The sequence below is a fragment of the Cupriavidus oxalaticus genome, assembly GCF_038900635.1.
Lineage (GTDB): Bacteria > Pseudomonadota > Gammaproteobacteria > Burkholderiales > Burkholderiaceae > Cupriavidus > Cupriavidus oxalaticus_B.
On sequence record NZ_JAYMRX010000004.1, the window covers coordinates 66,568 to 91,639 of the forward strand.

Sequence of the window (25,072 nt, forward strand, 5' to 3'; positions counted from 1 at the left end):
GGAGGGGGGAGAAACAGACACGAAAGGACGGGACTACTCGAGACCTTCCAGCAGCCCCAGCATCTGGGCGCGCCGTACGGCGTGCTTGCGCGTGCCGGCGCTGAGCTTGCCGAACAGGTTCTTCACATGCCACTTTGCCGTGACCTCGCCCACGCCGATGGCCTGCGCGATCTCCTTGTTGGAGAGATTGCGCGCCAGCAGTTCAAGGACTTCGCGTTCCTTCGGCGTCAGCACCGTGGTGGCCACGGCACGCGGCTCCGTCACCGGGCGTTCCGCACGGCGCGGCATGCGCGCCACTGGCAGGGATTGGCCGGCGCCCGCTTCCGCGCCCCCCTCCTCCACCAGGCGGCTGGCCCAGTCGGCCAGCGCGGGATGCGCGTCAGGGAAGGTGCGGGCCAGGCCATAGGTCTGCGCAAGGTTCATGGCTTCCTGCATGAGCCGGCTACTGTCCTCTCCGCCGCGATGGCGCACGAACGCCTCCAGCGCAATGATCTCGATACGCTTGCGCCCGAGCTTCATGGCCTCGGCCACAGGCGCCGCGCGGTGCAGCGCAGCCAGCGCAGACGGCCAGTCCTGGGCGGCGATCGCCGCGTTGGCGTGCGCCATGGCCTGCGTCAGCGCCACGTCGCGGCACCACAGCGGGCCGTGGCCCGCCTCGGCCCCGGCGACCAGTTCGTCAAGGCGGACGATCAGGGCCCTGCAGGTCTCGGCACGGAAGCGCCCGGCGTGCATGCGCACCTGGTCCGCCACGCTCGCAATGCAAAGCCGCGGCGTCCCGCGCGCCACGCCCACCGCGTACAGGGCTTCGAGCAGATCGAGCGCGCGGTGCTCGACGCCCTGCACGGCGGCCACGCGCGCCGCGCTCAGGTAGGCCAGCAACGACGTCTCGGCCGTGCCCGACCGCTCCAATACGTCCAGCCGGTTGGCGAGCAGCGCACCCGCTTCGTCGACCCGGCCGCACTCGTAGACCGCCGCGGCCAACAGCGACGCCAGCATGCAGGCGAGCGGATGACGGCGGCCGAGATCGGCTTCCGCGCTTGCCAGGGCAGGCCGCAGGATCGCTTCGCTCAACATCACCTGCCCTTCGCGGAGATAGCTCAGTCCGGACACGAACTCTCCCCAGCGTGCCGCGTAGCGATGCCCCTCGCCCAGGTCGCCGCGGGGCGCGAGCTGCAAATGGCGCCGCGCATTCCCTGTCTGCCCCTGCAGGATCGCAGCCATTGCCAGGCGGTTGGCATGCATCTGGGCCAGGCGCGGGTCGTGCACGGCGGGCTGCTGGAGCCATGGCTCCAGCAGCGCAAGGCAACGGTCCGGCTGGTCCGCGTAGTAGGCCGCGATGCTCAGGATCAGTGCGCATTCATAGCGCAGAACGGCATCGTCACCTGCCCCTTCGAGCATGCGCGCGACCAGGGCCTCGGCCTCCGCGTGGCGGTCGCCCAGCGCGAGTACCCAGGCAGCAGCCAGGCGCAGGCCCGGATAGCGGTCCAGTTCCGCATCAGGCAGGCGTTCCAGCCATTCGAGCACGGTACCCAGACGACCCTGCATCACGGCGTCGTATAGCGAGCGCCCTGCCAGTTCGTAGGCGAGCGCATGCTGGCCCGCCGCGTGTGCGTGACGCGCGGCTTCCTCGGTGATGCCGCGCGCGGCGAGCCACCGCAGTGCTCGCGTATGCAGTTCGGCCTGCTCCGCGCGTGGCAGTTCGGTCAGGCGAGTCTGCAGGGCACTACGTGCGAGCGCGTGCAGCCGGCACCAATCGCTGTCGTCGCCAGACACGAAGATCGGTGTCTCGCGGATCAGCCGCGCCAGCTGCTCAGGCGCCCGCTCAGAGCCTGTCAGCGCCCGGCACAGGTCTGGATGAACGTGATCCACAACGGCGATGCGCGTCAGGAAAGCGACGTCGTCGGGGACGAGCTTGGCAATCAGGCCACCGACCAGATGCTCGCCTTGATCAGCCGGGCGGGCTGCCATGGCATCGACGACGCTGCGTGGATCGGCACCGCGCTCCATGGCCGCCAGGAGCAGTTGCAGGCCGAGCGGCCAACCGTCTGTCAACTCATACAGGCGCGCGCAACTGTCGGCATCGACGCGGTCGCCGAAGCGGCTGCGCACAAGGGTCATGGTTTCATCGAAACGGAAACGCAGCGCTTCCGCGCCGATGCCGGTGCATTGGCCGTATGCCGTCAGGTCAATGACGGCGGTGTCGAACCCGGCGCGCGCCGCGACCACGATGCGCAGATTGGGCGGCACGTTGTGCAGCAGGTAAAGCAATGCCGCAGTCCCATCCTGCGAAAGACGTTCGGCTTCATCGACGATCAGCACGAGATCCAGCGATGTCTGGGCCACCTCGGCAAGCCAGGCCGTCAGCCCTTCGGTGCTGCCCGGCGCCGCGGCCGCGCCTTCGAGCAGGGTGCGGCCAAAGCCGGGCCGCGCGCAGCCGGCACGAACGGCCAGCACAAGGCACTGCAGGAAATGCAGCGGATCGTCGTGCGTGTCCGCGGAAATCCAGGCGACGGCAGTACCACGCGCCAGATACTCGCGGCGCCATTGCGCAAGCAGCAGCGTCTTGCCGAAGCCTGGCGGCGCCTGTACCACAATCGCCGGCCGGTCGCGCAGCGCTTCGCTGTCGAGGCTGAGGCGCGCACGGGCAAGCAGGTGCCGCGGCGCGCGCGGCGGCATGGTCTTGAGCGCAAGCTCGGAAAACGCGGCACCGGCGCCGCCGTTCACGGGGGTCATCTGGCAGGTACTTGTTGGCTTGGATGCGACACTCGCCGGGGCCTGCATGCCGGACTGCGTGCGCGGCAATGCAGTGTCCGTGGCTTCGCGCTGCCGTTGGGGGCGGCTCGCCTGGCTCGAAATCTGGTGTCTCATTATAGGCACACGGCGGGCCTGGCGGACAATCGCCCCCTCCTCCGCGGAGGGGGCGTATAAGGTGTGCCGCGGCTAGCATGCGTCCAGGTCGAAACGGAACGCAAGGGCATTCGATGCAATTCAGGGACGTGTGCGCGCTGGAGCAGGTCAGACCGGGTGCATCGATGGCGGTGCGTGCCGGCGGCAAGGACATTGCGCTGTTCAATATCGACGGCACCGTCCATGCGATCGAGAACGCGTGCCTGCATGCCGGCGCCGCGCTCGCCGGCGGCACCTTGTGCGGACGCATCGTCCAGTGCCGTGCGCACGGCTGGCGCTACGACGTGACCACCGGCGCGCTGGTCGTGGCGCCGTCGCTGTCCGTCGCAACGTTTGCGGTGAAGATTGACCAGGGGCGCGTACTGGTCGGGGTGCCGACATGAGCCGCCCTTGTTCCGATGCCGACACCGTCACGTGCCGCCACCTGCTGGTCCCGGTCGAGGAAGCGGATGAATCCATGGCCACCGTCATCGGGGCCATCGAGCTGGCACGTATCGCCGCCGCACGGATTACGTTCGTCTATGCGCCGGCTCTGGCCCCCATGCCGCACGGCCACGGGAACCGCAGCCGCGAACGGCTCGGCAAGGCGGAATCGGTGGCGCGGGCGCAAGGCGTGCCATGTGCATCGGCTGGCGCAGTCGGGGACGACGTGCAAGCGGCCATCCCCGCAATTGCGCGCGAGGCTGGCTGCGATCTGGTCTTTGTCGGCGCCCACGGGCACGGCACGATGACAGGACCGCTGGTCCTGGACGTGCTCGCCGCGGGCCTGCCGGTATTCGCCATGCCGAACCCCGCGTCGGCAGCGCCGGCGCCAGCGCCAGCCATCCGCGCCATCCGTGACGAGCACCGCGCCCTCAGTGCCATATTGCGCGCCTGGCTGGACATGCTGATGGCCGCGAACGACCACGGCGCCACCGCGGACGTGCCGGTGATGCGGAGCATGATCCGGTTTATCGAGACATTTCCGGTCGCGCGCCACCACCCACGCAAGCAGGCCGTCCTCTATGGCAGGCTGCGCCGGCGCACGGCCAGGGTCGACGCCGAACTCGACGAGCTTGAGCGCCAGCACGACCGCGATGCGCAATGGGTCGGCGTACTCGCCGTAGCCGTTGAGCGTTTTGCCAAGGGCGGCCCGCTGACCGAGTTGCTGGACCGGGTCGATCACTATGCGCAGTTCGCCTGGGCGTTCATGGGGCGCGAAGAAGGGGTGATCCTGCCGGCGGCGCAGCGCTACCTGACCGACGCGGACTGGGACAAGGTCAACGCCGCATACTGCACCAGGGATACCCGTACCTCGAAGACCGAGCCCGGCACTCGCGGCGGGGGGCATGACGAGCGCCCTTTCGACATGCTGCTTGCGTGGCTCGCCGACCTTCCTGATGTCGGTTGCGTGGCCCGCATTTGCTCGCACGCGCCAGACGGATCCATGCAGTTCACCACGTGAAAAAGCGCGGCCACGCGCTTGAATCGTGGCCACCGAACCAAGACCGTCAAACGGGCGCTTCTGGACGCGCCATTCACCATCAGGATGGAGACCATGCAATTTCTCGACGATTCCCTGCACCCGGAGAACCAGGACAAGGTGGTGATCACCGTGGCCCCGTATGGCCCCGAGTGGATGCCGCAGGACTTCCCGGAAGATATCCCGGTGACCATGGAAGAGCAGGTGCAGAAAGCCGTAGATTGCTATGACGCCGGCGCTACCGTGCTGCACCTGCACGTGCGCGAACTGGACGGCAAGGGCTCCAAGCGCCTGTCCAAGTTCAACGAACTGATCGCCGGCGTGCGCGCCGCCGTGCCCGACATGATCATCCAGGTCGGCGGTTCGATCTCGTTCGCGCCGGAAGACGAAGGCGAAGCCGCCAAGTGGCTGTCCGACGATACCCGCCACATGCTGGCCGAACTCACCCCGAAGCCCGACCAGGTGACGGTGGCGATCAACACCACGCAGATGAACATCATGGAGCTGCTCTATCCCGAGTACCTGAAGGGTACCTCGCTGGAGCATCCTGCCTACCAGGCAGCCTACCGCGAAATGACCGTGCCGGCCGGCCCGGGCTGGGTCGAAGAGCACCTGCGCCGCCTCAGCAACGCCGGTATCCAGCCGCACTTCCAGCTCACCGGCATCCACGCGATGGAAACGCTGGAGCGCCTGGTGCGGGCGGGCCACTACAAGGGTCCGCTGAACCTGACGTGGATCGGCATCGGCGGCGGCTTCGACGGTCCCAACCCGTTCAACTTCTTCAACTTCGTGCATCGCGCGCCGGACGGCTGCACGCTGACCGCCGAGTCGCTGCTCAAGAACGTGCTGCCGTTCAACATGATGGCCATGTCCATGGGCCTGCACCCGCGCTGCGGCATCGAGGACACCATCATCGACCAGCACGGCAACCGCATGACTTCGGTGCAGCAGATCGAACAGTGCGTGCGCGTGGCGAAGGAACTGGGCCGCGAGATTGCCTCGGGCAAGGAAGCGCGCGAAATCTACCGCATCGGCACGTGGTACGACAGCGTGGAAGAAACGCTGGCCGCCCATGGCATGGCGCCCAACCGCCAGGCCGGCATCAGGAACCTGCCGCTGCGCGCCGCCTGATGCGCAAGGCCGCCCGGACGCAGCGACTCGATTGCGGCCAGGGCGGCCGGCCATCCCGTCCTTGACGGACTCCAACATGTCCCATCGCCCCGCCCTCTTCGAATTCCGCAAGGTGGCCACCGCAGTCATCCTGGCCGCAGCAATGCCCGCTGCCATCCCCACGTGCGGGAACGGTTCGCGGCGCTCGGCATGGAGCCGGTGCCGGACCAGGGCCTGCCGGAACTCAGCCAGGCGCTGCGTACGGAATACGAACGCAATGCCGGCATCGTCAAAACCTACCACATCCAGCCATGAATCCGTGCCCCTTCCCGGGCACCGGACCGGCACGGACTTTCTTCTCCAGGAGACCTGAATGGCAAAAGCAATCCGCTTCTACGAAACCGGTGGCGCCGACGTCCTCAAGCTTGAGACCGTCGAAGTCGGTGATCCCGGCCCGGGCCAGGCCCGCGTCCGCCACACCTATATCGCCGTCAACTTCATCGACATCTACTTTCGCACCGGCCACTATCCGCTTCAACTGCCCAACGGCCTGGGCTCGGATGCGGTTGGTGTGGTCGAGGCCGTCGGCCCGGGCGTGACCGACATCCGCGTCGGCGACCGCGTCGGCTATCTGCTCGGGCCGCAAGGCGCCTACTCGGACGTGCGCGTGATGCCAGCGGAAGTTCTGATCCCGCTGCCCGATGGCGTCTCCGACCGGACGGCCTCAACGCTCATCATGAAGGGCATGACTGCCCAGTACCTGTTCCGCCAGGTCTACCCGCTCAAGGGTGGCGAGACCATCCTCTATCACGCCGCGGCGGGTGGCGTAGGCCTGATCGCCTGCCAGTGGGCACGCGCGCTTGGCGTGACCATGATCGGCACGGTCAGCTCCGACGAAAAGGCCGAGATCGCCAGGGCCAATGGCTGCACGCACACCATCGTCACGTCGCGCGAAGACATCGTCGAGCGCGTGATGGAGATCACCGACGGCAAGAAGGTACCGGTCGTGTTCGACTCGATCGGCAAATCGACGCTGGATGCATCGCTGTCCTGCCTGCAGGTGCGCGGCACCCTCGTCAGCAACGGCACGACTTCCGGGCCGGTGGAGATCGACAGCCGCACGCTCGCCGCCAAGGGTTCACTGTGGGTCACGCGTCCGGCCATGGTGCACTACGCCACGCCGCGCTCGCACATGCTTGATATGGCGAAGGAAGTGTTCGACATGGTGCTCGCCGGCAAGATCACGAGCGAGCCCAGGCAGAGCTTCGCGCTGGCCGATGCCGCCGAGGCGCATCGCGCGCTCGAATCGAGGAAGACCAGCGGCGCCACCGTACTGGTGCCGTAACCGTTGCGTACTGGCGCGCGGGCATCATCGCCTTGTACGCTTTACGCAAAATGATCAACGGGGCGACGTACTCCTGGCACGATCGCCCCGAAGCCATTGCTGGAAATCGGAGAAATCATGGACCTGAAGTTAGAAGGCAAGCGTGCAATCGTGACTGGCGGCAGCCGCGGCATTGGCAAGACGATTGCCCTGCAGCTCGCACAGGAAGGGGTGGACCTCGTGCTTGCCGCACGCGGGAAGGAAGCGCTGGATGCGACAGCCGCGGAGCTTGCGGCGCTGACCGGCCGCCGCATCGTGCCGCTCACGGTAGACACCGCCGACAAGGCTTCTGTCGACGCCATGGTGGAGCAAGCGATCGAAGCCATGGGTGGCATCGATATCCTGGTCAATGCCGCGGCATTGCCGGGCGGCATCTCGCCGGCCACGCAACTGGACCAGATCGTCGATGCGCAAGCCCTCGAGGATATCGACATCAAGGTCATCGGCTATCTGCGCACCGCACGGGCATTGGCACCGCATCTGGCCGCAAATGGCTGGGGACGTATCATCAATATCGGCGGCCTGGCCATCTACCATACGGGCCGACCCGTCGCCACGCTGCGTAACGTCGGCGTGGCGGCAATCACAAAGAATCTCGCCGATGAACTCGGGCCGAAGGGCATCAATGTCACGGCGGTCCATCCCGGCCCGACGCGCACCGAGAAGACCGACGCGGCAACCGAGGCGTGGGCGGCGAGCACGAGCAGCCTCGGCCGCATGGTCGATGCCAGTGAGGTCGCCTGCGTGGTGACCTTCCTCGCGTCGCCACTGAGCGTGGCGATCAACGGCGAAGCCATCCCGGTCGGCGGAGGAACCCCCGGCATCATCCATTATTGAATTCACCCTGAACTGCCGACGGCAGCCTGGCCGCGCTGGCCCGCTTCAGATGGGGTCAGGCCGACAGGCTGCCGGTTGCGCTGAAGTCAATGGCGCTGAAGTCAGTGGCCCTGTTCTTCCTGGAGCCGCTGGCGCAATACCGCGCGCAGATCCTCGCCGTAGCCCGTGAGGGTGCCGCCATCCACCGCCAGCATCTGGCCCGTGATCATGTCGGCACGGTCGCTGGCGAGGAAAGATACCGCTTCGCCAATCTCCTCGGGCTTGCAGAACCTGCCCAGCGGTACCGTCCGCCTGATCAGCGCCTCGCGCTTTTCCGAACTGGCATACGCTTCAATGGCGGGAGTCAGAATGCCGCCGGGGCACACCGCATTGACGTTGATGCGCTGGTCCGCAAGCTCCCATGCGAGATGCTGCGTCAGTCCCGTGACCGCATGCTTGGATGCGGTGTAATCCACACTGCTGAAGTAAGCCATGCGAATGCCGGCGATGGAGTCGATATTGACGATCTTGCCCTTGCCCTGCGCCCTCATGGCAGGGATGACCGCCTGGCAGCAGAACAGGATGCCCTTGGCGTTCACCCCCATCACGCGGTCCCAGTTCTCTTCCGTGACGTCGCACACCAAGGCGGAAGCCCCGCCGACGCCGGCGTTGTTGACCAGGATGTCGATGGCGCCAAACGCCTCCAGCGCCTGGCGGGCCATGGCCTCCGTGTCGGCCTTCTTGCTGATGTCGGCGCGGATGGCAATGGCACGCTTGCCGTCCGGATCGATGCTGGAAGCTACGCGCGCGGCGGCGTCAAGGTTCAGGTCCACCACGGCGATCCTGGCCCCTTCACGCGCCAGCACTCGCGCGATGCCTTCGCCGCCGCCCTGCCCGCCGCCCGTAATGATTGCAACCTTGTCCTTTAGCTCCATGCTCATCTCCTTGCGATCTTGTGTCGGATGTCGATACCGTGGGCCGTAGCAGCCGATCTCTGCAAGTATCTAGCAACAAGGCCGAGCGTTTTGACAATCTGGGGCACCAGTTTGACATTTCGGGGCGGCTAGGGAAATCACGAAGTTCTGAACCTGCATCCCCTACGACACCGAAATGGCGACGGACAGGATTGGTTTGCAGATCGCTAATTCTGCCAATGGTCGTGAAGAGAAGTAAGCCTCGCTGCTCGAGCTCCATCACGCATGACATCGCCGTAGCGCGGGCGCTCGGCGGCGACGTTGCCGTGATGCTCGGCGGCAGGATCGTGGAAGACGGAGCCGCCCATGCCGTGCTGGCGACACCCCGGCACAAGTACACCCGCGCGCTGATCGCCGCGGACCCCGCGGCGTGGCCCACGCGCCCACGCGGGCAAACGGGGCGAGAGGTGATTGCCGCTGCCGGCCTGAGCAAGCGCTTCGGCTCTCGCGAACTGTTTCGAGGCCTGGATCTTGCGCTGCGCGCCGGCGAGCGCATCGCTGTCACCGGCCCGAGCGGCAGCGGGAAATCGACGCTTGGCAACGTGCTGCTGGGTCTGCTGTCGTCTGACGAAGGCGGCGTGCGCCGGCAATCCGACATCGATCCCGTCCGCGACCAGAAGATCTACCAGGAACCTTCCGCGGCCTTCGCACCCGGGCGAATCCTGTAGGCTCGACCCCTCCGTGCATGCTGAACTTGAAAAGATCGGAGCAGGCGACGTCAAAAATCACGCTGATTTCCCAGCCCTCTTCCGTTGTGCGTTCGTAGCACTATCTCGACTAGCGCGACAAAATCCCACATCAGATCGGGAGCAAGGTCGCGAACGGCTTGGGCAACGGAAGAGGCGATGGCCACCCGCAGGGCGTCGAATTCTCTGGATAATTCGCTGATTTGTTCCGTGCCAAGAAATGAGGTTTGCGCTGAGCTCGCTAAACCATTCACGAATAGCTGCGACTATCATATCGCTTCGTGGGGTGGCCAGCTCGAATCGCAAGCGACGCCACAGACGCGGATGCGTCTCGGCCATCTCAGCAAGCAGTATCGCCTGGCGTTCCGGTCCGATGGTCCTTGATCGCTCACCGAGCTGAAGCGGGCTTTGCCCCTTGAGTTTGTCCATCGACACAATGAGGTGGGCCGTAGCAGGAGGTTGCTCACAGCGTGATGCCCTTCTGCCTTACTGGCGCCACCCGCGTAAACGACGCATCGATGCTGCTCGCCGTCAAGAACTCGGCGTCGCTAGCTAACGCTGGTCGGAAAGCATCATGGCATTTGGACAGGTCGACGGAGACGATGAAGAGGTGATTAGCCAGATCAACATGACGCCGCTGGTCGACGTTATGCTGGTGCTGCTGATCATCTTCATCATCACGATTCCCGTCATCAACCAAGCGGTAAAGATCGACCTGCCGCGTGCGACGAATCAGCCCAACGACTCCAAGCCGCAGGACATCCACATATCGATCGATGCACAAGGCAAAGTGTACTGGAACCAGCAGGAGGTCGACATGGCAACGCTGGAGCAGCGCATCGCGGAAGCAGCGCGCCAGCAACTGCAGCCTGAGTTGCATCTGCGCGCGGATCGCAATGTGCGCTACGAGCGCGTGGCCCAGGTGATGGCCGCCGCGCATCATGGCGGTCTCGGCAAGATCGGTTTCATAACCGAACCGAAGCACTGAATCCGATGCAGTGCCAACTGGCACCTGTTGCGCCATCGTTTTGCCGGCCCACTACGGTTTGTTGCTTGCCAAGGTTATTTCAATGCAGTGATGTCAGGCGAGCAACAATGGGCCATGGTCATCGCAATGATCCCCATGGGGGTGATGCAGATGATTGCCAACCAAATAATCTACATGGTCGCCGTGCGGTACGGCCTCATGGCCGCAGCCAGGGCCGTGCTTGTGGTTCGGGTCATGGCCGCCGCACTGATGGTTGGGGGTACACCGATCAGGATTGGTATCGCTGATTGCAAGCACGTGCTCATCGATGTGATCGCCGTGCATGTTATGAATGTGCCCGTCATGCAGATAGTCAACGTGTCCCTCATGACGCACGGCGAGGTGTCCGCAATTGGGCCCGTGCTGGTGAGGGTGATTGATGGGGTGTTCCAAAGGGCAGTCAGCCATGGCGCCAACTCCTTGATTGATTTCCGGGTTCGGAACCCGGTGGACACGGTTGCGCAGGCCGGGAAGGAAAAATTGTCGGCCGGCAACCTACTTGTTGGATCCTAGAAGCTGGTATTGCCGTATGCAAGGAAAGAGCCCGGGTGGCCTTTCCCCTCCATTGAGTTCGCAGAGGGCCTGAAGCCCGCATCCATGAGCAGGTGGCTGGCATGCGCTATCGCTGGCCCCGGCAAGCTCCCGGAGGGTATCGCCAGATGCACACAAATGCCTGACGCGGTCAAATGCCGGGCGCTGACGTCTCGCGCCACGGCATACAGATCATGGTGCGGGCTGATAGGGTTCGACGCGGACAGCGTTGATGGCATATCCTGCGTCACCCATACCGGTTTCGGCATGCTCCACGCGCATGATGCCGCTGATCCAGACGGTATCCATCGTCCGCAATCCCTCCAGCGGCTTGCCGGTGCGTACGTGGACGACCTGGTTTGACGGCGGTGGCGGGACATGGATGCAGGCGCCAAAGTACGGCACCAGCAGGAACTCCCGAATGGCTTCGCCCTCCCCGTCCAGCGACACCACGAAGCCCGGCAGGCGCACCGCCACGCCGTCCATTGCCGGCTCGACCGGCGCATCACGCCAGTATTGCCGCGCCTTGTCGAGGGCGGCCCGGGCGCGGGGATCATCGTCCGCCAAATCCTGGAGCCGAAGGCCCTTGAACGGCGCCATCGGATCCCACGCTTTCGGCAGCAAGTCTTGCCAGACGATTTCGCGATATGTGGCATCTGCGCCGGCCGCTGGCGAAGACGCTGGTGGAGGCGTCAGTGTCTGGCCGACCGCGTACGTGTTCGGCACGGTCTTTTCCTTTACCAGTTCGCCCCGCGACAGCAGCCAGTGCGCTAGGCCGGCGCACAGCACCACCCCGACAATGCCGATCGTGGCCAGCACCGGTGCCGATACGCGCCCCGCTTGTCTTCTCATAAGACCCTCAGGTAGATGGCGTCAGCCCGTCGTGCAGGCTGAGCCGGTATGCCCGCCACGCAGGCAACAGCGAGGCGATGGCGCCGGCGGCAATGATCGCCGCCAGCAACGGCAACTCGCTCGCGTGCGGCCATGCCACGGGCAGCGCCATGCCGAGGCTGGCTTCGAGCCACGGCGCCAGCGCAATGCTCAGCGCCGTCAGCAGCAGGTAACCAGCAAGTGCACCTGCCAGCATCAGCAGGATTCCTTCCATCGCCAGCAGGACCAGCAGGTCCACCGGCCGCGCGCCCACCGCGCGCAGCACAGCCAGCTCGCGCCGCCGTTCTCCCAGCGCAGCCAGGATCGACGATGCCAGCCCCGCAAGCCCTGCTACCACGATCAACGCGGACATCAGCAGCATGCCCTTCTCACCGATACTGACAATCCGCCAAAGCTCGTCCAGGGCCACGCCGGGCAGCACCGCCATCAGCGGCTCGCGCGCATCGTCGGCGACGTGGCGTTGCAACGCAAACACGCGCGAACGCAGCTTCAGCCCGACGAGGATGCCGGTGATGTGCTCGGGCACCAGCGAGAACTTGCCGACCTGGTCCGGCGGAATCGACAGCCCCGGCATCGGCGTGCCCGCCTGCCAGTTCAGGTGGATCGCTTCCATGCCATCGAGCCGGATATGCACGGTGCGGTCGACCGGCGTCCCCGTGGGCGCCAGGATCCCGGTGACCACGAACGGCTTGTCGGCATGGTCATGATGGCCGGCCAACGGGCCTTCGGAATCGCCGTGGCTGAGCACGATGTGGTCGCCAACGCGATAGTGCAGGCGTCTGGCCACCTCGGCACCCAGCACGGCATCGAACACCGCCTGGAACGGCTTGCCCTGGGCCAGTTCCAGCGCGCGCCGGTCGCCATAGCGAAAATGGCGGAAATACTCCGCCGAGGTGGCGAGCACCGGAAAGCCGCGATGGGAATCGCCAAGCGAGACCGGTATGGTCCACGCCACCAGCGGGTGCGCGGCAATCCGTTGCGCGCTGTCCCAGCTCATGTCGTGCTGCACGCCACCGAGGCGGAACACCGTGGCAAGCACCAGTTGCACCGGGCTGGCCCGCGCCCCGACGACGAGATCGGTACCCGAAACGGACTGCGAAAAGCTGACGCGAAGCTGATGCCTGACTCGCTCCACCCCAAGCAGCAGTGCGGTCGACAGCGCAATGGCCAGCACCATCAGCAACAGGTTGTAGCGCCGGCTCCAGGCGCTGCGCGCCGCCAGGCCTGTCAGGGTCATCATGCCGCCTCCGTGACGGTGCCGGCCGGCAGCCCAACATGCCGGTCGAACGACGGCATCAGGCTGGCATCATGGCTGACGAATACAAGGCTCGCGCCAGCCGCCCCGCACTCGTGCCGCAGCAGGTCCATGAATGCGGCTTGCCGGTCGGCATCGAGCGCCGAGGTGGGTTCGTCGGCCAGCACCAGTTCGGGCCGGCCCAGCAGTGCGCGCGCGGCGGCCACGCGCTGCTGCTGTCCCACCGAGAGCTGCGCCGCCGGCCGGCTCCAGATCGGTTCCGGCAAATCCAGCCGTGCCAGCAACATCCCGGCAGCGGCGGCGGGACCGCCTCCCTGCTCCGCTGTCCGTTGCCGGCGACGGGCCGAGAACTTGCAGCCAAGCAGCACGTTATCGAGCACCGACAGGTACGGCAGCAGGTTGAGCTGCTGGAAAATGATGCCGATATGGTCCGCGCGAAAGCGGTCGCGTTGCGTACCGGTCAGGCGGTTCAACGCCGTACCGTTCAGCATGACCCGCCCCTGCGCAGGCACCAGCACACCCGCCAGTAGCCCCAGCAGCGTGCTCTTGCCGCTGCCGCTGGCGCCCGAGACGAACACATGCTCGCCGGCGGCCACGTGGAACCGGTCCAGCCGCAGGCAGGCGGCGTCCTGCCCCGGCCAAGTGAACGCGATGCCGGTCAGCATCGCGGTGGCTGCATGTTGTCTTGTTTCCATGATCGAGTGAGGCTATCGACTTACGGACGCGCCAAGCGCGCCCGGAACAGAAAGATCAGGCCGAGTATCGCCGCAGCCTGCGCCAGTTGCTGCAGCCCGCCGTGCCACGCCGGCACGCGCGCGTCTTCGGTCCATGCAAAGCGGGGAGCGTCCCGGTATTCGCCCGGCGCAACGCCACGATAGCTCATGATGCGGGGCACGAAGAAGGCACGCCACTGCGCTTCGAAGCGGTCCACCTGTGCCATGAAGCTGGCATAGCGTGGCGCGTCGCTGCCCGCCAGCCGGTCGGCGGCAAGCAGCAGCGAGAGCGACGGCGAGAGCCAGGCCCAGCGCTGCGCCTGCTCGAAGCGCGTCGCGCGCACGCGGTCGAACGCGGACACGACGGGCTGGATCTGCGCCTGCTGGTCGAGGTAGCGCGGCATATAGGTGACCGGCCATGTGTGCTGGCGCGCTGTCGCGGGCAGCCAGCCAGAATGGGCCCGATACCAGTCCTCCACCAGCTTCGGCATGCTGGTTTCGGCATGCTGCTGTGCCGTGCGCATCTGGACGATCGCAGCCAGCCGTGATGGCATCGTTGCCGAGCGGTCGGCCAGCGCAGAGATCATGGCCGGCGTGCCGAACGTTGCGACGGCCCAGAGGCCCAGCCCCGCCAGTACCGCCGTGGCGCTGGAGCCGGGCAGCAGGTTGAGCGCAGCGCTGGCCGCGCTCCAGCATGCAATAAACGCGGTGACGCAGAACATCCATGCGAGATAGGCGACGAGTGTGGCGGCCGGGTCCAGCAGGAATGCCAGCGCAGACGCGAGCGCGGCAATCAGCCAGACCGCGCCCGCCCGCACCGCAATGGCGGCAGCCAGCACGCGCCCGGCCGCTGCACCGTTGGCCACGGACATCCGCCACGTGCCGCGTTCGCGCTCGCCCTGGACGATTCCCGCGCACAGGCACACCAGTACGAGCGGCACCAGCAGGGCGATGGCGGTTGCCAAATCGAAGGTACCGTAGCGCTGCAACAGCGGATTGGCCAGCTTCTCCTCGTTGCGCGCATCCGTGTGGCGGCTTTCCACGGTGACGCGGATCGCCGGCGGCAGCAGATCGAACAAGCCACTGCCAAGTGCCAGGCCACCGACCGGCGGCAGTAACGCCGCGGGCGCTTCCGACCTGGCGAAGCGGAACGCCGCCATGGCAGCCTCGTCAGGCGCCACCGGCGCTGCCTTGGCCCCGGCAAGCCGCAGCGCGGCGTGGCCGCTTGCCTCCAGTTGCTGGAACCTCGCGTGCCATGCCCGAGCACCAAGGCCCGACGCGACGGCACATGCGCACAGGGCGGCAGCGAACAGCAGCATGGCCCAACGCGCATTGCCTGCCGCAATGAAGCGACGCCATTCCGCGATGAAGGTCTGTTGCATATGACTCATGGCTGCATTTTTCGGAGGGAGAAAGACAAGCCGGCCAAGACCAGCGCGCACCACAAGATCAGGATTGCGATCTCCGGCAGCGCGGCACGCAGCGCGAAGTACGCCGGCGGCATCGTGTAGGCAAAGGGCCCGATGGCGCGCCACAGCGCCGCGCCCGCGTACTTGTCCTCGAACGAGGTCAGCCCGCGCGTATGGCTGGCATCCCATTGATCGATGGCCGTGTTGACCCCGCGGCGATAGCGCTCAGCGGCGTCTTCGTAGTCGTGCTGGTGCGCTAGATCGGTGCCGGCCACCTTCATGGAGAAGTTGCGGATCGCCAGCGCGGGACTCAGCAACGCGGCGGCGCGCATCACGTTCTCCTGTGCCGCGTAGCTTTGCCAAAGCCTGTCGAAATGCAATGCATGGACGCGGTCGGCATAGGCGTCGCGGGCCAACCGTCGCAGCGGGGCCGCGCCCACCGGCAGGTCCTCGAGGCGGCTCGCGCCGTAGCGGGCCAGCAGTGCCGCGTCATGGCGCTGCTGGCGTGCAGCCAGGTTGCCGTCGCCCGGCAAGCCCTCCGTATAGTCGCGCTGGATCGCCGCCCAGAACGCCTGCGCCGACGGCAGCGGCACAGCATGTCGCGCTGCGGCTGCGCCGATCCCCGGAATCACGAACACGAAGGCAAGCCAGAGCCCCACGAGCCCGAGCAACGCGCTCCTGCTGTCGGCAGCCCAGGCCGATACCATCAGTCCGATCCCGACCAGGATCGCCGTGTACAGCAAATATCCTCCACCCAGCCCCAGCGCCCGCCACAGGAAGCCGTGCTCCGGTTCGCCACCAGCGTATGCCACGATGACCGCCACCATGGGCAGGCTCAGTGCAAACACGGCAAAGCTCGCGGCCAGCGCCAGGAACTTGCCGGCGACGAGATGGCCTGGCGCGAGTCCGACGCTGTGCATCATGCGCAGTGCGCCCCGCTGGCGCTCGCCACTGATCGCATCGAACGTGACGGCGATTACCAACAGCGGCAACAGCGTGGCAAACACGAACCCTGCGCTCAGGTCGCCGAAGCGGGTAGACGGCAGCGCATCCTGCGCCGGCTCGAAGCGCGCGATATTGCGCCGATGGGGTTCCAGCCAGAGCGCCTGGCCGAAGTAGTCGCCCAGCCCCGGCTCAATGGCGGTCAGCGCCGAAGTCGGCCGAAACACGTACAGGCCGAAGTGCGCGCCGCGATGGGGGTGCTTGTCGCCCTGGTCGTCCCACTGCTGCCGTGTCGCAGCGGCGACCTGCGCCACCTCGCGCGCAACGGCAGCCTGCTTCTGCAAGGACGCAATGAGGGCAACGGCCAATACTGCCGCGCCGACGATCAGCAGCACCAGATAGCGCCCGTCCCTGACCATCGAGCGGATTTCCTTTATGACGACAGTCCCGATCATGACGGCACGCCCTCCCCGCGCGCATAGGCCAGGTAGGTAAGCGCCAGGGCCTCGTGATCGACCGTGTGCGCGTCGAACTCCGCCACCAGCACGCCGGCGCGCAGGATACCGATCCGGTCGGCGAGCTGCTTCGCATTGAACAGGTCATGCGTGGCCATCAGCACCGCCATGCCGGCATCCGCCGCCTGGCGGACACGGCGTGCCATGTCATCGGCCGCGGCAGGATCCAGCCCAGAGGTCGGCTCGTCCAGCAGCATCAGCGAAGCCGATTTGGCCTGGGCGATGGCCAGGCCTACCTTCTGCCGCATGCCCTTGGAGTATTTCGCCACGCGCCGCCCGTGCGCGTCGCGGGTCAGTCCGACGCGGTCCAGCAGCGCCGAAGCTTCGCCACGCAACAGCCTGATTCCGCCGATGGCGCAGAAATAGTGCAGGTTCTCCAGGCCGGACAGGTAGGGATACAGCGCGACGTTCTCGGGCAGATAGGCGACACGGCGCCTGACGCCCGCGGGATCGGTGGCTGGCGACAGACCGTCGACCAGCACCGTGCCTTCGGCCGGCGTGACGAATCCCAGCGTCGCATCGATCGTCGTGGTCTTGCCGGCACCGTTGCCGCCCAGCAAGGCGTAGACGCAGCCTTTCGGTACTGCGAGACTGAGGCGGTTCACCACCGGGCGCCCGTCGCGATGGACGACCACGTCACGAATTTCGAGCATCGTCGCGTCTCCCTTGATCAGAAGAAATAGCGTGCCGCCATGCCGAACTGCCATTTCGGCTGTGGCGAGACCAGCAGCCCTGCCGGCGATCCATACGCGGCCTCGGTCGAGAACCGGTGTGGCTGCAACACGGCGAACAGCGATAGCTGGTATTGCTTCCAGTCCAGCACCGCACGCAGGTCATACCGCGTGTAGGCCGGCATGAAGCGCAGTTGCGTCTGCGGCGTCCCCATGTAGTAAGGAATGCCCGAGGTCAGGTAGGCATCAGCATTGACGGTCAGTTGCGCGCCTTGCAGCCGCTGGCGGTACTCCGCACCCAGCTTGACCTGGTGCCGCGGGACCGACAGCCGCGCCCCGGTGTTGGGCAGCGGGTTGTTCGCCTCGGCCTGGATGATGTGCCCGTAGCTGGCGTAAACGGAGACTGCGCGCAGCGGGCGCCAGCGGGCTTCCAGCTCGTACCCCTTGCGCGTGGTATCGCCGACAGATTTGTACGATCCGTCCGGCTGCGCCACGATCTCGTCCTGGTTCAACGTGTAGTAGGCCGCGGCGGTGATGGTGAGGTCGGTGGCCGGCGTGGCGGTGAAGCCGACATCGTAGGATTTCACCTTCGACGGCGACACGTCGTAGATCGACCCGCCGGGCGCACCCAGCGGGCCGATGGCCCCGCTGCTGCTGATCTGCTCCGCGGCCGGCGAGCGGAAGCCCTGCGCGACGTTGGCGAACAGGTCAAGACGAGGCAGCACCGACCAGACCGCGCCGATCTTTGGTGTGGTCACGCCGGCGTAATAGTCGGTGCTCGCCGCCGGCAGCTTGCGGTTGACGATGTCGTAGTCGAACCAGTCGCGCCGCAGCCCCCCGGTCAGCTTGACCGTATCCACGGGCCTGATTTGGCCCTGGACGAACAGCCCGTAGGTCAGCAGGTCCAGCCCCTGCGCATTGATGTAGTTCGCCGTGGGCACGCCACGGACCCAGATCTGGCGCTGCGCGTCGCCGCGGTCACGGCGCACTTCGGCGCCGACCATGATCGAGGCCCGATCCCCGAACGTGAAGTTGTTGGCCAGCCGGCCGCCGAAGATGTTTCGATCATCCGACCCCACGGTCTGCTGCACGCTGCTGGTGGCGATGCCACGCTCGCGCTCGAAGGTCTCGCCGTACAGCGTGGCATACCAGCCGTCCTGGCCATTCGCGGGCGCTCGGTTCAGTGCGAACATCGAGCGCTTGCCGCTGCCGAAGCCCGGCAGGCCATACTGCGTGGAGCGCGGATCTACCTTGCCCGATTGCAGGTCGCTCAGCAGCAAGTAGCCAGCGGCTGTCGATTCGGAGCGATAGTGGTTCAGCCGCAGGCTGTAGACGCCGTCACCGATCCTGGTCGACAGTTTCCAGAAGAAGTTGTCGCGGTCGGTGCTGCCGTCGTATCGATAACTGTGCGTGCGGTAGATGTCGGCCACGAACAACGACTGGATCGGTGACGATTCGGGCCTGAACGCATAGCTGCCCGACAGCACCAGCGACGCACGCCGGCCCTCGTACCGGTCGAGCGCGATGCCGATGCTGGAGGGGACGTCGCCCGCTTGCGTGCTGATCGGCACGGCGCCCGCCCGGTTCTGGTCGCCATACAACGCGGAGACCGGGCCCTTGATGACCTCGATCTGGCCGATCATGTCCGGAGTGAGCCATTCGAGAAACGCTGGCCCATGCCCGGCGCCGGCCTGGCTGGACGGCATGTTCTGCGGCACCCCATCCACATAGACCGCGGTGTCCGCGCCATGCGTGCCTTGCGTAGCGAACCCGCGCATGCGGAAGCCGTTGCCGGTATCGCCCTGGTCGATGTTGTTGGCGACCACGCCGGGGACACGGCGAAACATGTTGGAAATGTCCCGGCCGATGTTGATCGTGCCCAGCTCGTCGGCCGTGACCACTGAGACTGCGGCCGGCAGGCCAGTGCTGTCCGTGGTGACGAGCGTGCGCTTGCCCTGCAGACTTGTGTCCTGGGCCGCCACGACACTGACTTCGGGCAGCACCGCGTGCTCGCTTTCGGCCCATGCACCCTGGCTCAGGGCGCCCGACGACAGCGAGATCAGCGCGCAGGCGACGGGACGCGCGGCGCGAATGTTTTCATTCATCTTCATGAGGCTCACGGCAGCCGGCCGTAGCCGCTACGGGCACCGGGCTTGCCGTACAAAATCTACAGACGTGAGAAAGCTGCCCGGTTTGCGTGACGCAACGGGAGCGAGATCAGGCGGAAAGGCAGAAGGCTCGGCGCGGGAAAGTTAAGCCGCGGCGCGGAAGAGCGATGGTGGCCCGCGTAAGGCTGGTGGAGAGAGGAAGCGGGTGCGCCATGTCGGCACGGGAGCATCGACCCGTACCCGCGACAGCAGCCGGAGGACGGCGCAGAGAAGCTGCGCGACGAAGGCAATGCTGACGAAGAGATGCAGCCGCGGCGAGCACCACAGGCAATGGCAATCCGTCGTACCGGCGTCAGGCGCCTCGTCCGTCTCAGGGATCGTGGCTGCGGCTACTGCCTCCGGCCTGACAGCCGCGTCCCTCGCTTCTGGCATCGCATGCACGTGCGTCGCCGCGCTCCACGCCTGCACGAGAACGAGCAGGAGCATGGCCCAGATCAGACGAACGAAGTTCGCATGCTTGCGCATTCGTGGCAGCGGTGGATGTGTCGAGTGCCGCCATATTAACGCAACTCAATTGCAATTGTAAGTCGATGCCGAAACCACCACTGTGACGGATGACCAGCTTTCCCCCATAGAGACGTGCCCAGACAATCGAGCCCGCCCTGGTCCGGAACATTGCCGATTTCCTTTAGCTTCTGGGCATGGCGCCGGGACGACTCACTCAACTGAGCCGCCATTTCCTCCATCGGCACGCCCAGCGGGGGATCCATCCCGATCTCCGCAATCTTCTTACGAAAAGCAGGCGACTGTACGATGGCGATGGCCGACTTACGTAGCTGGGCGCTGACATCGTGCGACGTGCCGAAGGCAACCCATAGTCCGATCCATACGACTTGCGTCAACTTCGGATAGTCCAACTCCGCGAAGGTAGGAACGTTTGGAAGACTGGAAAGACGCTGGGGCACAGTGGTCGCGAGGGCCTTCAGCCGGTTGGTCTTCAGGAACGGCAGCGACGTGGCCCGGCGCGCAGGTGTGCAGCGCCACGAAGATGTCGAGCGCTTGGCGCGATAGAAAGACGACTTGCGGATTGCGCCCCTTCATCCGTTGCTTCGGGATCGTCCAAGTCGCGTCGCGAACATGCGCACTGCCGTGGCGGGCGCACCGCGCGCCTTCACCTTGTTGCACAAGGCACGTAGGTCATCAGCGGTGATTTCATTGAGCAGCCGGTTCTGGAAGGCCGCGCGGATGTCCCGATCGACGATGCTCGTGCGCATCGCCCGTGTGCCGTCGGCCATCCGGGCGTCGGCGAGCAACGGGCGGTCATGTCGCCGAAGCTCCTGGTGGCGGTCAGTTGGTGTTTCTCACGCTGCTTTTCTTGCGCCGGGGACTTGCCCTTGGCAACGGCCTTCTTGGCGTCGAGCAGCTTTTGGCGGGCAAGGGCCAGCGAGATACCGGCCGGCCCTTAGCGGCCGATGGTCAGCGTTTCCCGCCGCCCGTTGAGACGGGGATCGTAGCGGAAGGTGCCCGCGCCGAATCCAAACACGATCGGTACAAGCAAAAACTCCAACCGCACGCCAAGGCCCCGTGGCACAGGAGATGGTGACATGCATCATCACGCCGTTCTTCGAGATTGCGATGCTGTGGATGCGCGGATCGCAATATCGCGAGATTGCCGATCGTGTCGGCATGCCGATGGATGACTTGCTTGGCGTTTGCACGCAAGGCATCAGTTATTCGCTGCAGACAATTGTCGAGCAAGGCGTGAGTCTGTTGGAGAAGAAACTGGAGCGAGACGGCAACGTTCTGGCCGAAGGCGTCCGGAGCTTTCCCGAGCATTTGCGCTTCGGCGTCCCCAATGCCGCCGCTCGTCTCCTAGCCGCCAGTGGACTGCGGCACCGCCGTGCGTGCACCCAACTGGGCATTGCACTGCAGGCCCAGCCCGTTGTCAGCCCCACGCAAGTCAGGACCGATGCGCTGGCTTCACTCCGGGCCCACGCGGACGCATGGCGTACACACTTGGGGGAACTCGCCTACCAGAACACGCTGTCGGACCTGTCCTCGCCGTGAGCAACGGCCAGTAAGCTGCTATCGTGGTGCGACAGCCAGCCGGCAACGCAAGCTCGCACCGGCTGGCTACTTGCGCCCCCCTAGGACATCGGGGCCGTGGACGCTTGCGCACTTGCAACCTATTGTTTCGATCGTTCGATCAGGCGTACGCAGGCATGGATGGTGGACAGATAGTAGTAGAAGGCCCAACTCAGCCAAATCGAAGCATCGTAGTCTGTCTTCTGCTCCTTGTTATGGTGCCGGATACCAAAATTGTTCGCGAGATTGAAGAGATCGGCTTCGTCCTTGGCATGCAGGACGGCCCTCGCCTCGCCCCGCAGGAATTCCAGTACGTCGGCTAGGTCCCGGACCGCATCCCTTCGCTCGGACAAGGCCCTCCGCCGGTACTTCAGCTTTGCGGCCTCGACCCTTTCACGAATGTTGCTCGCATCTGCATGCGGCAGCTCTGCGGCCAGGAGGGGGGCGAAAACATCTTCGACCAGCGCGAGAATCTCTCCGCTTGGCGTTAGCTCGTAGCCACGGCCGTAGTCCCCCAGGATGTCGTTAATCTCGCGCCGAAACGTCTCCCGTCCTGCCCGCGCATCGAACGTCCTATAGTGCCAGCCACAGTCTGCGAACTGATGATAATAGCCTTCGACACCCTCCGAGGCATGGTCATACAGAAACTCGATGACATCGAATAGATCGTCTTCGGAGTAGTCGGAAATGTGCTCGCCCACCGGCCACAGCCCGTTACGACGCAACTTCCGAAATACGTACAAGCCCGGATCAGCGCCAGCCTTTCCCGCGACATCCCCCTGGTCCACGCAGCCATACCCAAACCACTCCTGAAAGATCCCGTTCTCTTCCAGCCTTACATAGGTCGCGAGAAAGAACCGCTTGAATTCATCGAGCGTAAAGCCCTCGTCGGGGGCCCGCCTGCCGGCTCGGACGGAGTAATAGTGGCGACGGGGTGGCGATGGATCTCGATTTGACATAGGAGGGGCACGCGTGTCGACGACATTCTGCGGCAGGATACCTTACTAATCCGATTGGATTGTCCCTTCCCCGGCAATAGTAGTTGACGCTCTACACAACTAGACAATCAACTTGACCAAATCGTACCCACACATCGGTCATCGGCTTGTTTCTCCCCCATCGTTGCCGTTGCGATAAGGCGGGGAACATCACAATAGACGCCCCTCTCAAAATAACCCCCGTCAGGGACGAGGAGCTGCTGGTCGATTGGGCGGATACCGCTGTTGAGATGTCAGGAATCCAAGCGATCCTACGCCTAGTTTCGCTGCAGCATGTTGTGCCGATTGCCCGCGATAGCCAACATGGCAAGCAACAACTCTCGCCATGGACACTCGACGATGCGCGACAACTTGGAACAAGCCTCGCCCGCCTTGCCCCGTCTGCCTCATCCCAGAATCGAGGGCTAAGCCGATCTGCCCCAATTTCTGCCGAAGGCTCCCCTTCCCTTTCGACGCACCATCCGTCGCCATGAGTTGCACCAGATCCTGCCTTTGGCCGAGACCACGATCTATGAGATGGAACAGCGTGGCGAATTCCCGCGACGCTTCCGGCTAACGGCCCGCTGCGTCGTCTGGGATCTGGAGGAGGTCGAAGCCTGGGTCGAGACCCGCAAACAGGTCTCGCGCGCCAATACCGAGGATAAGGCTTCCGGCCCGGACGTCCGGCAGCGGAAAAGCCGCCCCGTCCGAGCCTTCAGCGTCGCACGCTGAGGCATCTTAGCCTGCGCGCCCCGCGATCCGCGCTAGCGCCTGCTCCAACTGCAAGCGATCGGCCTGCCGCTTCACCTCCGAGCGCTGAGCCAAGTTGTACAGCTTGCGTCGTACACCCGGGAGGTCCAGCGCATGATGCAGGTCGATCAACCCGAAGTCCGGCTGCTCGGCCTCTACCGAACGCAGAAACGCCCGAGAAGTTTGGTCCAGCCAGGCCGCGACCCGTTCCAGCAAACGCGCGCGACTCTGCAGCAGTTGCTCGACGCTCACCGCCTCAGACGTCATTCCGCGAAAGTGCGCGTTGAACGTCGCCTCGAAGTCCGCAGGCTCCCTTGGCGCCAGCATCTCCCAAGCCGGCTTGGGACTGCAGGTCAGATAGACGAGGAAGGTCCGCCAGAGCGCTCCGCCTGTCCTCTCATCCTCAAGCAGCAGGCTGACATCGAACAGGTCGCGAGGATGCTGGCGCGAAAGCGCTGCAGCCAGCTTGCCTGCATAGAGGTCCGCAAAGTCGAGCACCTGCACGGACGCGAATCCGAATGCCTCCTCCACTTTGGGCCTGACCACCATCTGCCGTACCGGATGGACGGTGCCACGCATCACCGGCGTGGTCTCGATCTGCACGCGCGACCGGCCACGGCTGACCACCAGCCGGGTCGCCACGCGGCCGCCCTCGCCCGCTGACAATTGGACCTGCAGTTGCCACGGCCGCGCGCGCAGCACGTCGGCCATTCGCGCCATTGCCGCGTCGATCTGGACCGAGTCGACGGCATAGTCCTGCATCGGCAACCAGGCCAGGTCGATATCCACGGACAGCCGCGGCAGATCGTGCTCGAACAGGTTGATCGCCGTGCCGCCCTTGAGCGCGAAGCGCGGCTCCTGTGCGAGCACCGGCAGGATGTCGACCAGCAATTGCACCCGGTCGGTGTAGCGCCTGTCCCATTGATCAAGCCAGGTGTTCATCCAGGTCTCCAGGCAAGGTGATCTGATAGGTCGGGTGCAACCGGCCGCCGGGCACAAGCGCGCGCTTGCCCCTGCCCAGATCGACACCTTGGAGCGGCACATGCGACAACCACGCATGCCGATGCCGTTCGGCCAGGGCCAGGAACAGACGCTTGGCTTTGATGCTGCGGCAATGGCGCAGCAGCATGCCGACCCGTTGCGGTCGCAGCGTGGTCATTGCCTGCATCAAGGCATCGGCCTCATAGACCAACGCCGCATCCGTCACGCCATCACACAACTCCAGCATGGCCCGTTCCGGGGTGGAGCAAGCCAGCGCATCCGTCCCGGCGTTGGTCTCATGCCATGCCAATCCCTGATCGAGCAACGCGTTCTCCGGCATTTGGGGCGTGAAGCGCAATGCAGGCAGGTCGAATGGCCCCTTGCCTCGCAATTCGAAGCGCTCGCTCAACGGCAGCTTGCTCACCCACCCTGGAAGCCGGTCTGGCCCATAGAGCGTGATCGTCCCGGCTTCGCCCAGGCGCAGGTAGTGCTCGTGCCCCTGTAAGGTGAGCGCGAAACGCCCCCCGACATGCAGCGACAACGCCTCGCCGACTTGGAGGCTGCGGACCGCGCCCTCCCATTGCAAGCGTCCGCCCGTCCTCAAATACACGCCACGCGCCGGCGACACCAGCCAGCCACTGGCCACGTAGCGTGCGACGAGGCTGTTGGAATAGCCCTGTGCCCGCAGCCACCGGCTGGAAACCAGGGTGGTGTCGCCCAGTTGGGTCAGGAGGCGGTTTAGCTTTCCAGTATTTTGATCACTCATGGTGCTCAAAATACACCATTCATAAACCTCGGCCAACCTACTTTGGTTTAAAAAATCGAAAATTAGTTCACTCAAAGTGCTGTTTTTTCCACGATCATGAACCGCTGGCAAG

24 protein-coding genes and 2 pseudogenes are annotated in these 25,072 nt (G+C 65.2%); 11 read left to right on the plus strand and 15 right to left on the minus strand.

Annotation, left to right across the window (positions count from 1 at the left end; translation table 11 throughout):
• Positions 1-33: 33 nt before the first annotated feature.
• A complete protein-coding gene (locus tag VSR71_RS08800; RefSeq protein ID WP_342913495.1) occupies positions 34-2,733 on the minus strand; it encodes a LuxR C-terminal-related transcriptional regulator in 2,700 nt (899 codons plus the stop codon).
• A gap of 248 nt (positions 2,734-2,981) precedes the next feature.
• Between VSR71_RS08800 and VSR71_RS08805 the strand changes: the two genes are divergently transcribed.
• The 6 genes from VSR71_RS08805 to VSR71_RS08830 all read left to right on the plus strand — a co-directional run bounded on the left by VSR71_RS08805 (position 2,982) and on the right by VSR71_RS08830 (position 7,700).
• On the plus strand, positions 2,982-3,290 hold the full coding sequence (locus tag VSR71_RS08805; RefSeq protein ID WP_342913496.1) for a Rieske (2Fe-2S) protein: 309 nt from the start codon (positions 2,982-2,984) through the stop codon (positions 3,288-3,290).
• Positions 3,287-4,351: a hemerythrin domain-containing protein gene (locus VSR71_RS08810; protein WP_342913497.1), complete on the plus strand. Its 1,065-nt coding sequence runs from the start codon at positions 3,287-3,289 to the stop codon at positions 4,349-4,351. Before VSR71_RS08805 ends, VSR71_RS08810 begins: the two co-directional genes overlap by 4 nt.
• A gap of 93 nt (positions 4,352-4,444) precedes the next feature.
• Positions 4,445-5,500 carry a 3-keto-5-aminohexanoate cleavage protein gene (locus VSR71_RS08815; RefSeq protein WP_342913498.1) on the plus strand — a complete coding sequence of 352 codons (1,056 nt, stop codon included), beginning with the start codon at positions 4,445-4,447 and terminating at the stop codon, positions 5,498-5,500.
• Positions 5,501-5,662: 162 nt separating this feature from the next.
• Positions 5,663-5,794, plus strand: coding sequence for a hypothetical protein (locus tag VSR71_RS08820; protein ID WP_342913499.1), 132 nt, complete (start codon positions 5,663-5,665; stop codon positions 5,792-5,794).
• 58 nt (positions 5,795-5,852) lie between these two features.
• Positions 5,853-6,824 (plus strand): quinone oxidoreductase, encoded by a 972-nt coding sequence (locus tag VSR71_RS08825; RefSeq protein ID WP_342913500.1) that lies wholly within the window; start codon positions 5,853-5,855, stop codon positions 6,822-6,824.
• A gap of 96 nt (positions 6,825-6,920) precedes the next feature.
• Positions 6,921-7,700, plus strand: a complete 780-nt coding sequence (locus VSR71_RS08830) for an SDR family NAD(P)-dependent oxidoreductase (protein WP_428979373.1) — start codon at positions 6,921-6,923, stop codon at positions 7,698-7,700.
• Positions 7,701-7,801: 101 nt separating this feature from the next.
• On the opposite strand, the gene VSR71_RS08835 is transcribed toward VSR71_RS08830, so the two are convergent.
• A complete protein-coding gene (locus VSR71_RS08835; protein WP_342913501.1) occupies positions 7,802-8,614 on the minus strand; it encodes an SDR family oxidoreductase in 813 nt (270 codons plus the stop codon).
• A 218-nt stretch (positions 8,615-8,832) separates the two neighbouring features.
• On the opposite strand from VSR71_RS08835, the gene VSR71_RS08840 reads away from it, so the two are divergent.
• The 3 genes from VSR71_RS08840 (at position 8,833) to VSR71_RS08850 (ending at position 10,879) form a co-directional block, all read left to right on the plus strand.
• On the plus strand, positions 8,833-9,321 hold the full coding sequence (locus tag VSR71_RS08840; protein ID WP_342913502.1) for an ATP-binding cassette domain-containing protein: 489 nt from the start codon (positions 8,833-8,835) through the stop codon (positions 9,319-9,321).
• A 592-nt stretch (positions 9,322-9,913) separates the two neighbouring features.
• Entirely contained in the window at positions 9,914-10,327 is a 414-nt protein-coding gene (locus tag VSR71_RS08845; RefSeq protein ID WP_342913503.1) for a biopolymer transporter ExbD, read from the plus strand.
• A 114-nt stretch (positions 10,328-10,441) separates the two neighbouring features.
• The gene (locus tag VSR71_RS08850) at positions 10,442-10,879 is read left to right on the plus strand and encodes a hypothetical protein (protein WP_342913504.1); all 438 of its coding nucleotides are present in this window, start codon (positions 10,442-10,444) and stop codon (positions 10,877-10,879) included.
• Between the two features lie 210 nt (positions 10,880-11,089).
• On the opposite strand, the gene VSR71_RS08855 is transcribed toward VSR71_RS08850, so the two are convergent.
• From VSR71_RS08855 to VSR71_RS08900, 10 genes and pseudogenes are all read right to left on the minus strand, one after another.
• On the minus strand, positions 11,090-11,716 hold the full coding sequence (locus VSR71_RS08855; RefSeq protein ID WP_342913505.1) for a DUF3299 domain-containing protein: 627 nt from the start codon (positions 11,714-11,716) through the stop codon (positions 11,090-11,092).
• A gap of 40 nt (positions 11,717-11,756) precedes the next feature.
• A complete protein-coding gene (locus tag VSR71_RS08860; RefSeq protein WP_342913506.1) occupies positions 11,757-13,028 on the minus strand; it encodes an ABC transporter permease in 1,272 nt (423 codons plus the stop codon).
• The gene (locus VSR71_RS08865) at positions 13,025-13,738 is read right to left on the minus strand and encodes an ATP-binding cassette domain-containing protein (RefSeq protein WP_342913507.1); all 714 of its coding nucleotides are present in this window, start codon (positions 13,736-13,738) and stop codon (positions 13,025-13,027) included. Before VSR71_RS08865 ends, VSR71_RS08860 begins: the two co-directional genes overlap by 4 nt.
• Before the next feature lie 20 nt (positions 13,739-13,758).
• Positions 13,759-15,147 carry a DUF3526 domain-containing protein gene (locus VSR71_RS08870; protein WP_342913508.1) on the minus strand — a complete coding sequence of 463 codons (1,389 nt, stop codon included), beginning with the start codon at positions 15,145-15,147 and terminating at the stop codon, positions 13,759-13,761.
• Positions 15,144-16,562 (minus strand): DUF3526 domain-containing protein, encoded by a 1,419-nt coding sequence (locus tag VSR71_RS08875; RefSeq protein WP_342913509.1) that lies wholly within the window; start codon positions 16,560-16,562, stop codon positions 15,144-15,146. The genes VSR71_RS08870 and VSR71_RS08875 overlap by 4 nt, the downstream gene beginning before the upstream one ends.
• On the minus strand, positions 16,559-17,275 hold the full coding sequence (locus tag VSR71_RS08880) for an ABC transporter ATP-binding protein (protein WP_342913510.1): 717 nt from the start codon (positions 17,273-17,275) through the stop codon (positions 16,559-16,561). The genes VSR71_RS08875 and VSR71_RS08880 overlap by 4 nt, the downstream gene beginning before the upstream one ends.
• A gap of 17 nt (positions 17,276-17,292) precedes the next feature.
• On the minus strand, positions 17,293-19,404 hold the full coding sequence (locus tag VSR71_RS08885) for a TonB-dependent receptor (protein WP_342913511.1): 2,112 nt from the start codon (positions 19,402-19,404) through the stop codon (positions 17,293-17,295).
• A gap of 141 nt (positions 19,405-19,545) precedes the next feature.
• Positions 19,546-19,926, minus strand: a complete 381-nt coding sequence (locus VSR71_RS08890; protein ID WP_342913512.1) for a hypothetical protein — start codon at positions 19,924-19,926, stop codon at positions 19,546-19,548.
• A 35-nt stretch (positions 19,927-19,961) separates the two neighbouring features.
• Positions 19,962-20,366 carry a tripartite tricarboxylate transporter substrate-binding protein gene (locus VSR71_RS08895; RefSeq protein ID WP_428979374.1) on the minus strand — a complete coding sequence of 135 codons (405 nt, stop codon included), beginning with the start codon at positions 20,364-20,366 and terminating at the stop codon, positions 19,962-19,964.
• Positions 20,367-20,382: 16 nt separating this feature from the next.
• Positions 20,383-20,932, minus strand: a pseudogene (locus VSR71_RS08900) (integrase arm-type DNA-binding domain-containing protein); the annotation flags it as partial.
• Positions 20,933-20,985: 53 nt separating this feature from the next.
• Between VSR71_RS08900 and VSR71_RS08905 the strand changes: the two are divergent.
• Entirely contained in the window at positions 20,986-21,468 is a 483-nt protein-coding gene (locus VSR71_RS08905) for a hypothetical protein (RefSeq protein WP_342913513.1), read from the plus strand.
• A gap of 119 nt (positions 21,469-21,587) precedes the next feature.
• Here VSR71_RS08905 and VSR71_RS08910 read toward each other — a convergent pair whose 3' ends face one another.
• Positions 21,588-22,445: a hypothetical protein gene (locus tag VSR71_RS08910; protein ID WP_342913514.1), complete on the minus strand. Its 858-nt coding sequence runs from the start codon at positions 22,443-22,445 to the stop codon at positions 21,588-21,590.
• A gap of 450 nt (positions 22,446-22,895) precedes the next feature.
• On the opposite strand from VSR71_RS08910, the pseudogene VSR71_RS08915 reads away from it, so the two are divergent.
• Positions 22,896-23,195 (plus strand): annotated as a pseudogene (locus tag VSR71_RS08915) (helix-turn-helix transcriptional regulator); the annotation flags it as partial.
• Positions 23,196-23,201: 6 nt separating this feature from the next.
• On the opposite strand, the gene VSR71_RS08920 reads toward VSR71_RS08915, so the two are convergent.
• Both VSR71_RS08920 and VSR71_RS08925 read right to left on the minus strand, forming a co-directional pair.
• Positions 23,202-24,155, minus strand: coding sequence for a nucleotidyl transferase AbiEii/AbiGii toxin family protein (locus VSR71_RS08920; RefSeq protein WP_342913515.1), 954 nt, complete (start codon positions 24,153-24,155; stop codon positions 23,202-23,204).
• Positions 24,139-24,960, minus strand: a complete 822-nt coding sequence (locus VSR71_RS08925) for a type IV toxin-antitoxin system AbiEi family antitoxin domain-containing protein (protein ID WP_342913786.1) — start codon at positions 24,958-24,960, stop codon at positions 24,139-24,141. The genes VSR71_RS08920 and VSR71_RS08925 overlap by 17 nt, the downstream gene beginning before the upstream one ends.
• Positions 24,961-25,072: the final 112 nt, after the last annotated feature.

What these genes read in the sequence shown, in the direction of transcription:
- VSR71_RS08925 (WP_342913786.1), bottom strand. Translation starts at nt 24,960, where the DNA reads ATGAGTGATCAAAATACTGGAAAGCTAAACCGCCTCCTGACCCAACTG.
- VSR71_RS08865 (WP_342913507.1), bottom strand. Translation starts at nt 13,738, where the DNA reads ATGGAAACAAGACAACATGCAGCCACCGCGATGCTGACCGGCATCGCG.
- VSR71_RS08825 (WP_342913500.1), top strand. Translation starts at nt 5,853, where the DNA reads ATGGCAAAAGCAATCCGCTTCTACGAAACCGGTGGCGCCGACGTCCTC.
- VSR71_RS08885 (WP_342913511.1), bottom strand. Translation starts at nt 19,404, where the DNA reads ATGAAGATGAATGAAAACATTCGCGCCGCGCGTCCCGTCGCCTGCGCG.
- VSR71_RS08860 (WP_342913506.1), bottom strand. Translation starts at nt 13,028, where the DNA reads ATGATGACCCTGACAGGCCTGGCGGCGCGCAGCGCCTGGAGCCGGCGC.
- VSR71_RS08920 (WP_342913515.1), bottom strand. Translation starts at nt 24,155, where the DNA reads ATGAACACCTGGCTTGATCAATGGGACAGGCGCTACACCGACCGGGTG.
- VSR71_RS08835 (WP_342913501.1), bottom strand. Translation starts at nt 8,614, where the DNA reads ATGGAGCTAAAGGACAAGGTTGCAATCATTACGGGCGGCGGGCAGGGC.
- VSR71_RS08800 (WP_342913495.1), bottom strand. Translation starts at nt 2,733, where the DNA reads ATGACCCCCGTGAACGGCGGCGCCGGTGCCGCGTTTTCCGAGCTTGCG.
- VSR71_RS08810 (WP_342913497.1), top strand. Translation starts at nt 3,287, where the DNA reads ATGAGCCGCCCTTGTTCCGATGCCGACACCGTCACGTGCCGCCACCTG.
- VSR71_RS08815 (WP_342913498.1), top strand. Translation starts at nt 4,445, where the DNA reads ATGCAATTTCTCGACGATTCCCTGCACCCGGAGAACCAGGACAAGGTG.
- VSR71_RS08805 (WP_342913496.1), top strand. Translation starts at nt 2,982, where the DNA reads ATGCAATTCAGGGACGTGTGCGCGCTGGAGCAGGTCAGACCGGGTGCA.
- VSR71_RS08875 (WP_342913509.1), bottom strand. Translation starts at nt 16,562, where the DNA reads ATGATCGGGACTGTCGTCATAAAGGAAATCCGCTCGATGGTCAGGGAC.
- VSR71_RS08880 (WP_342913510.1), bottom strand. Translation starts at nt 17,275, where the DNA reads ATGCTCGAAATTCGTGACGTGGTCGTCCATCGCGACGGGCGCCCGGTG.
- VSR71_RS08840 (WP_342913502.1), top strand. Translation starts at nt 8,833, where the DNA reads ATGGTCGTGAAGAGAAGTAAGCCTCGCTGCTCGAGCTCCATCACGCAT.
- VSR71_RS08890 (WP_342913512.1), bottom strand. Translation starts at nt 19,926, where the DNA reads ATGCGCAAGCATGCGAACTTCGTTCGTCTGATCTGGGCCATGCTCCTG.
- VSR71_RS08845 (WP_342913503.1), top strand. Translation starts at nt 9,914, where the DNA reads ATGGCATTTGGACAGGTCGACGGAGACGATGAAGAGGTGATTAGCCAG.
- VSR71_RS08870 (WP_342913508.1), bottom strand. Translation starts at nt 15,147, where the DNA reads ATGAGTCATATGCAACAGACCTTCATCGCGGAATGGCGTCGCTTCATT.
- VSR71_RS08910 (WP_342913514.1), bottom strand. Translation starts at nt 22,445, where the DNA reads ATGTCAAATCGAGATCCATCGCCACCCCGTCGCCACTATTACTCCGTC.
- VSR71_RS08850 (WP_342913504.1), top strand. Translation starts at nt 10,442, where the DNA reads ATGGTCATCGCAATGATCCCCATGGGGGTGATGCAGATGATTGCCAAC.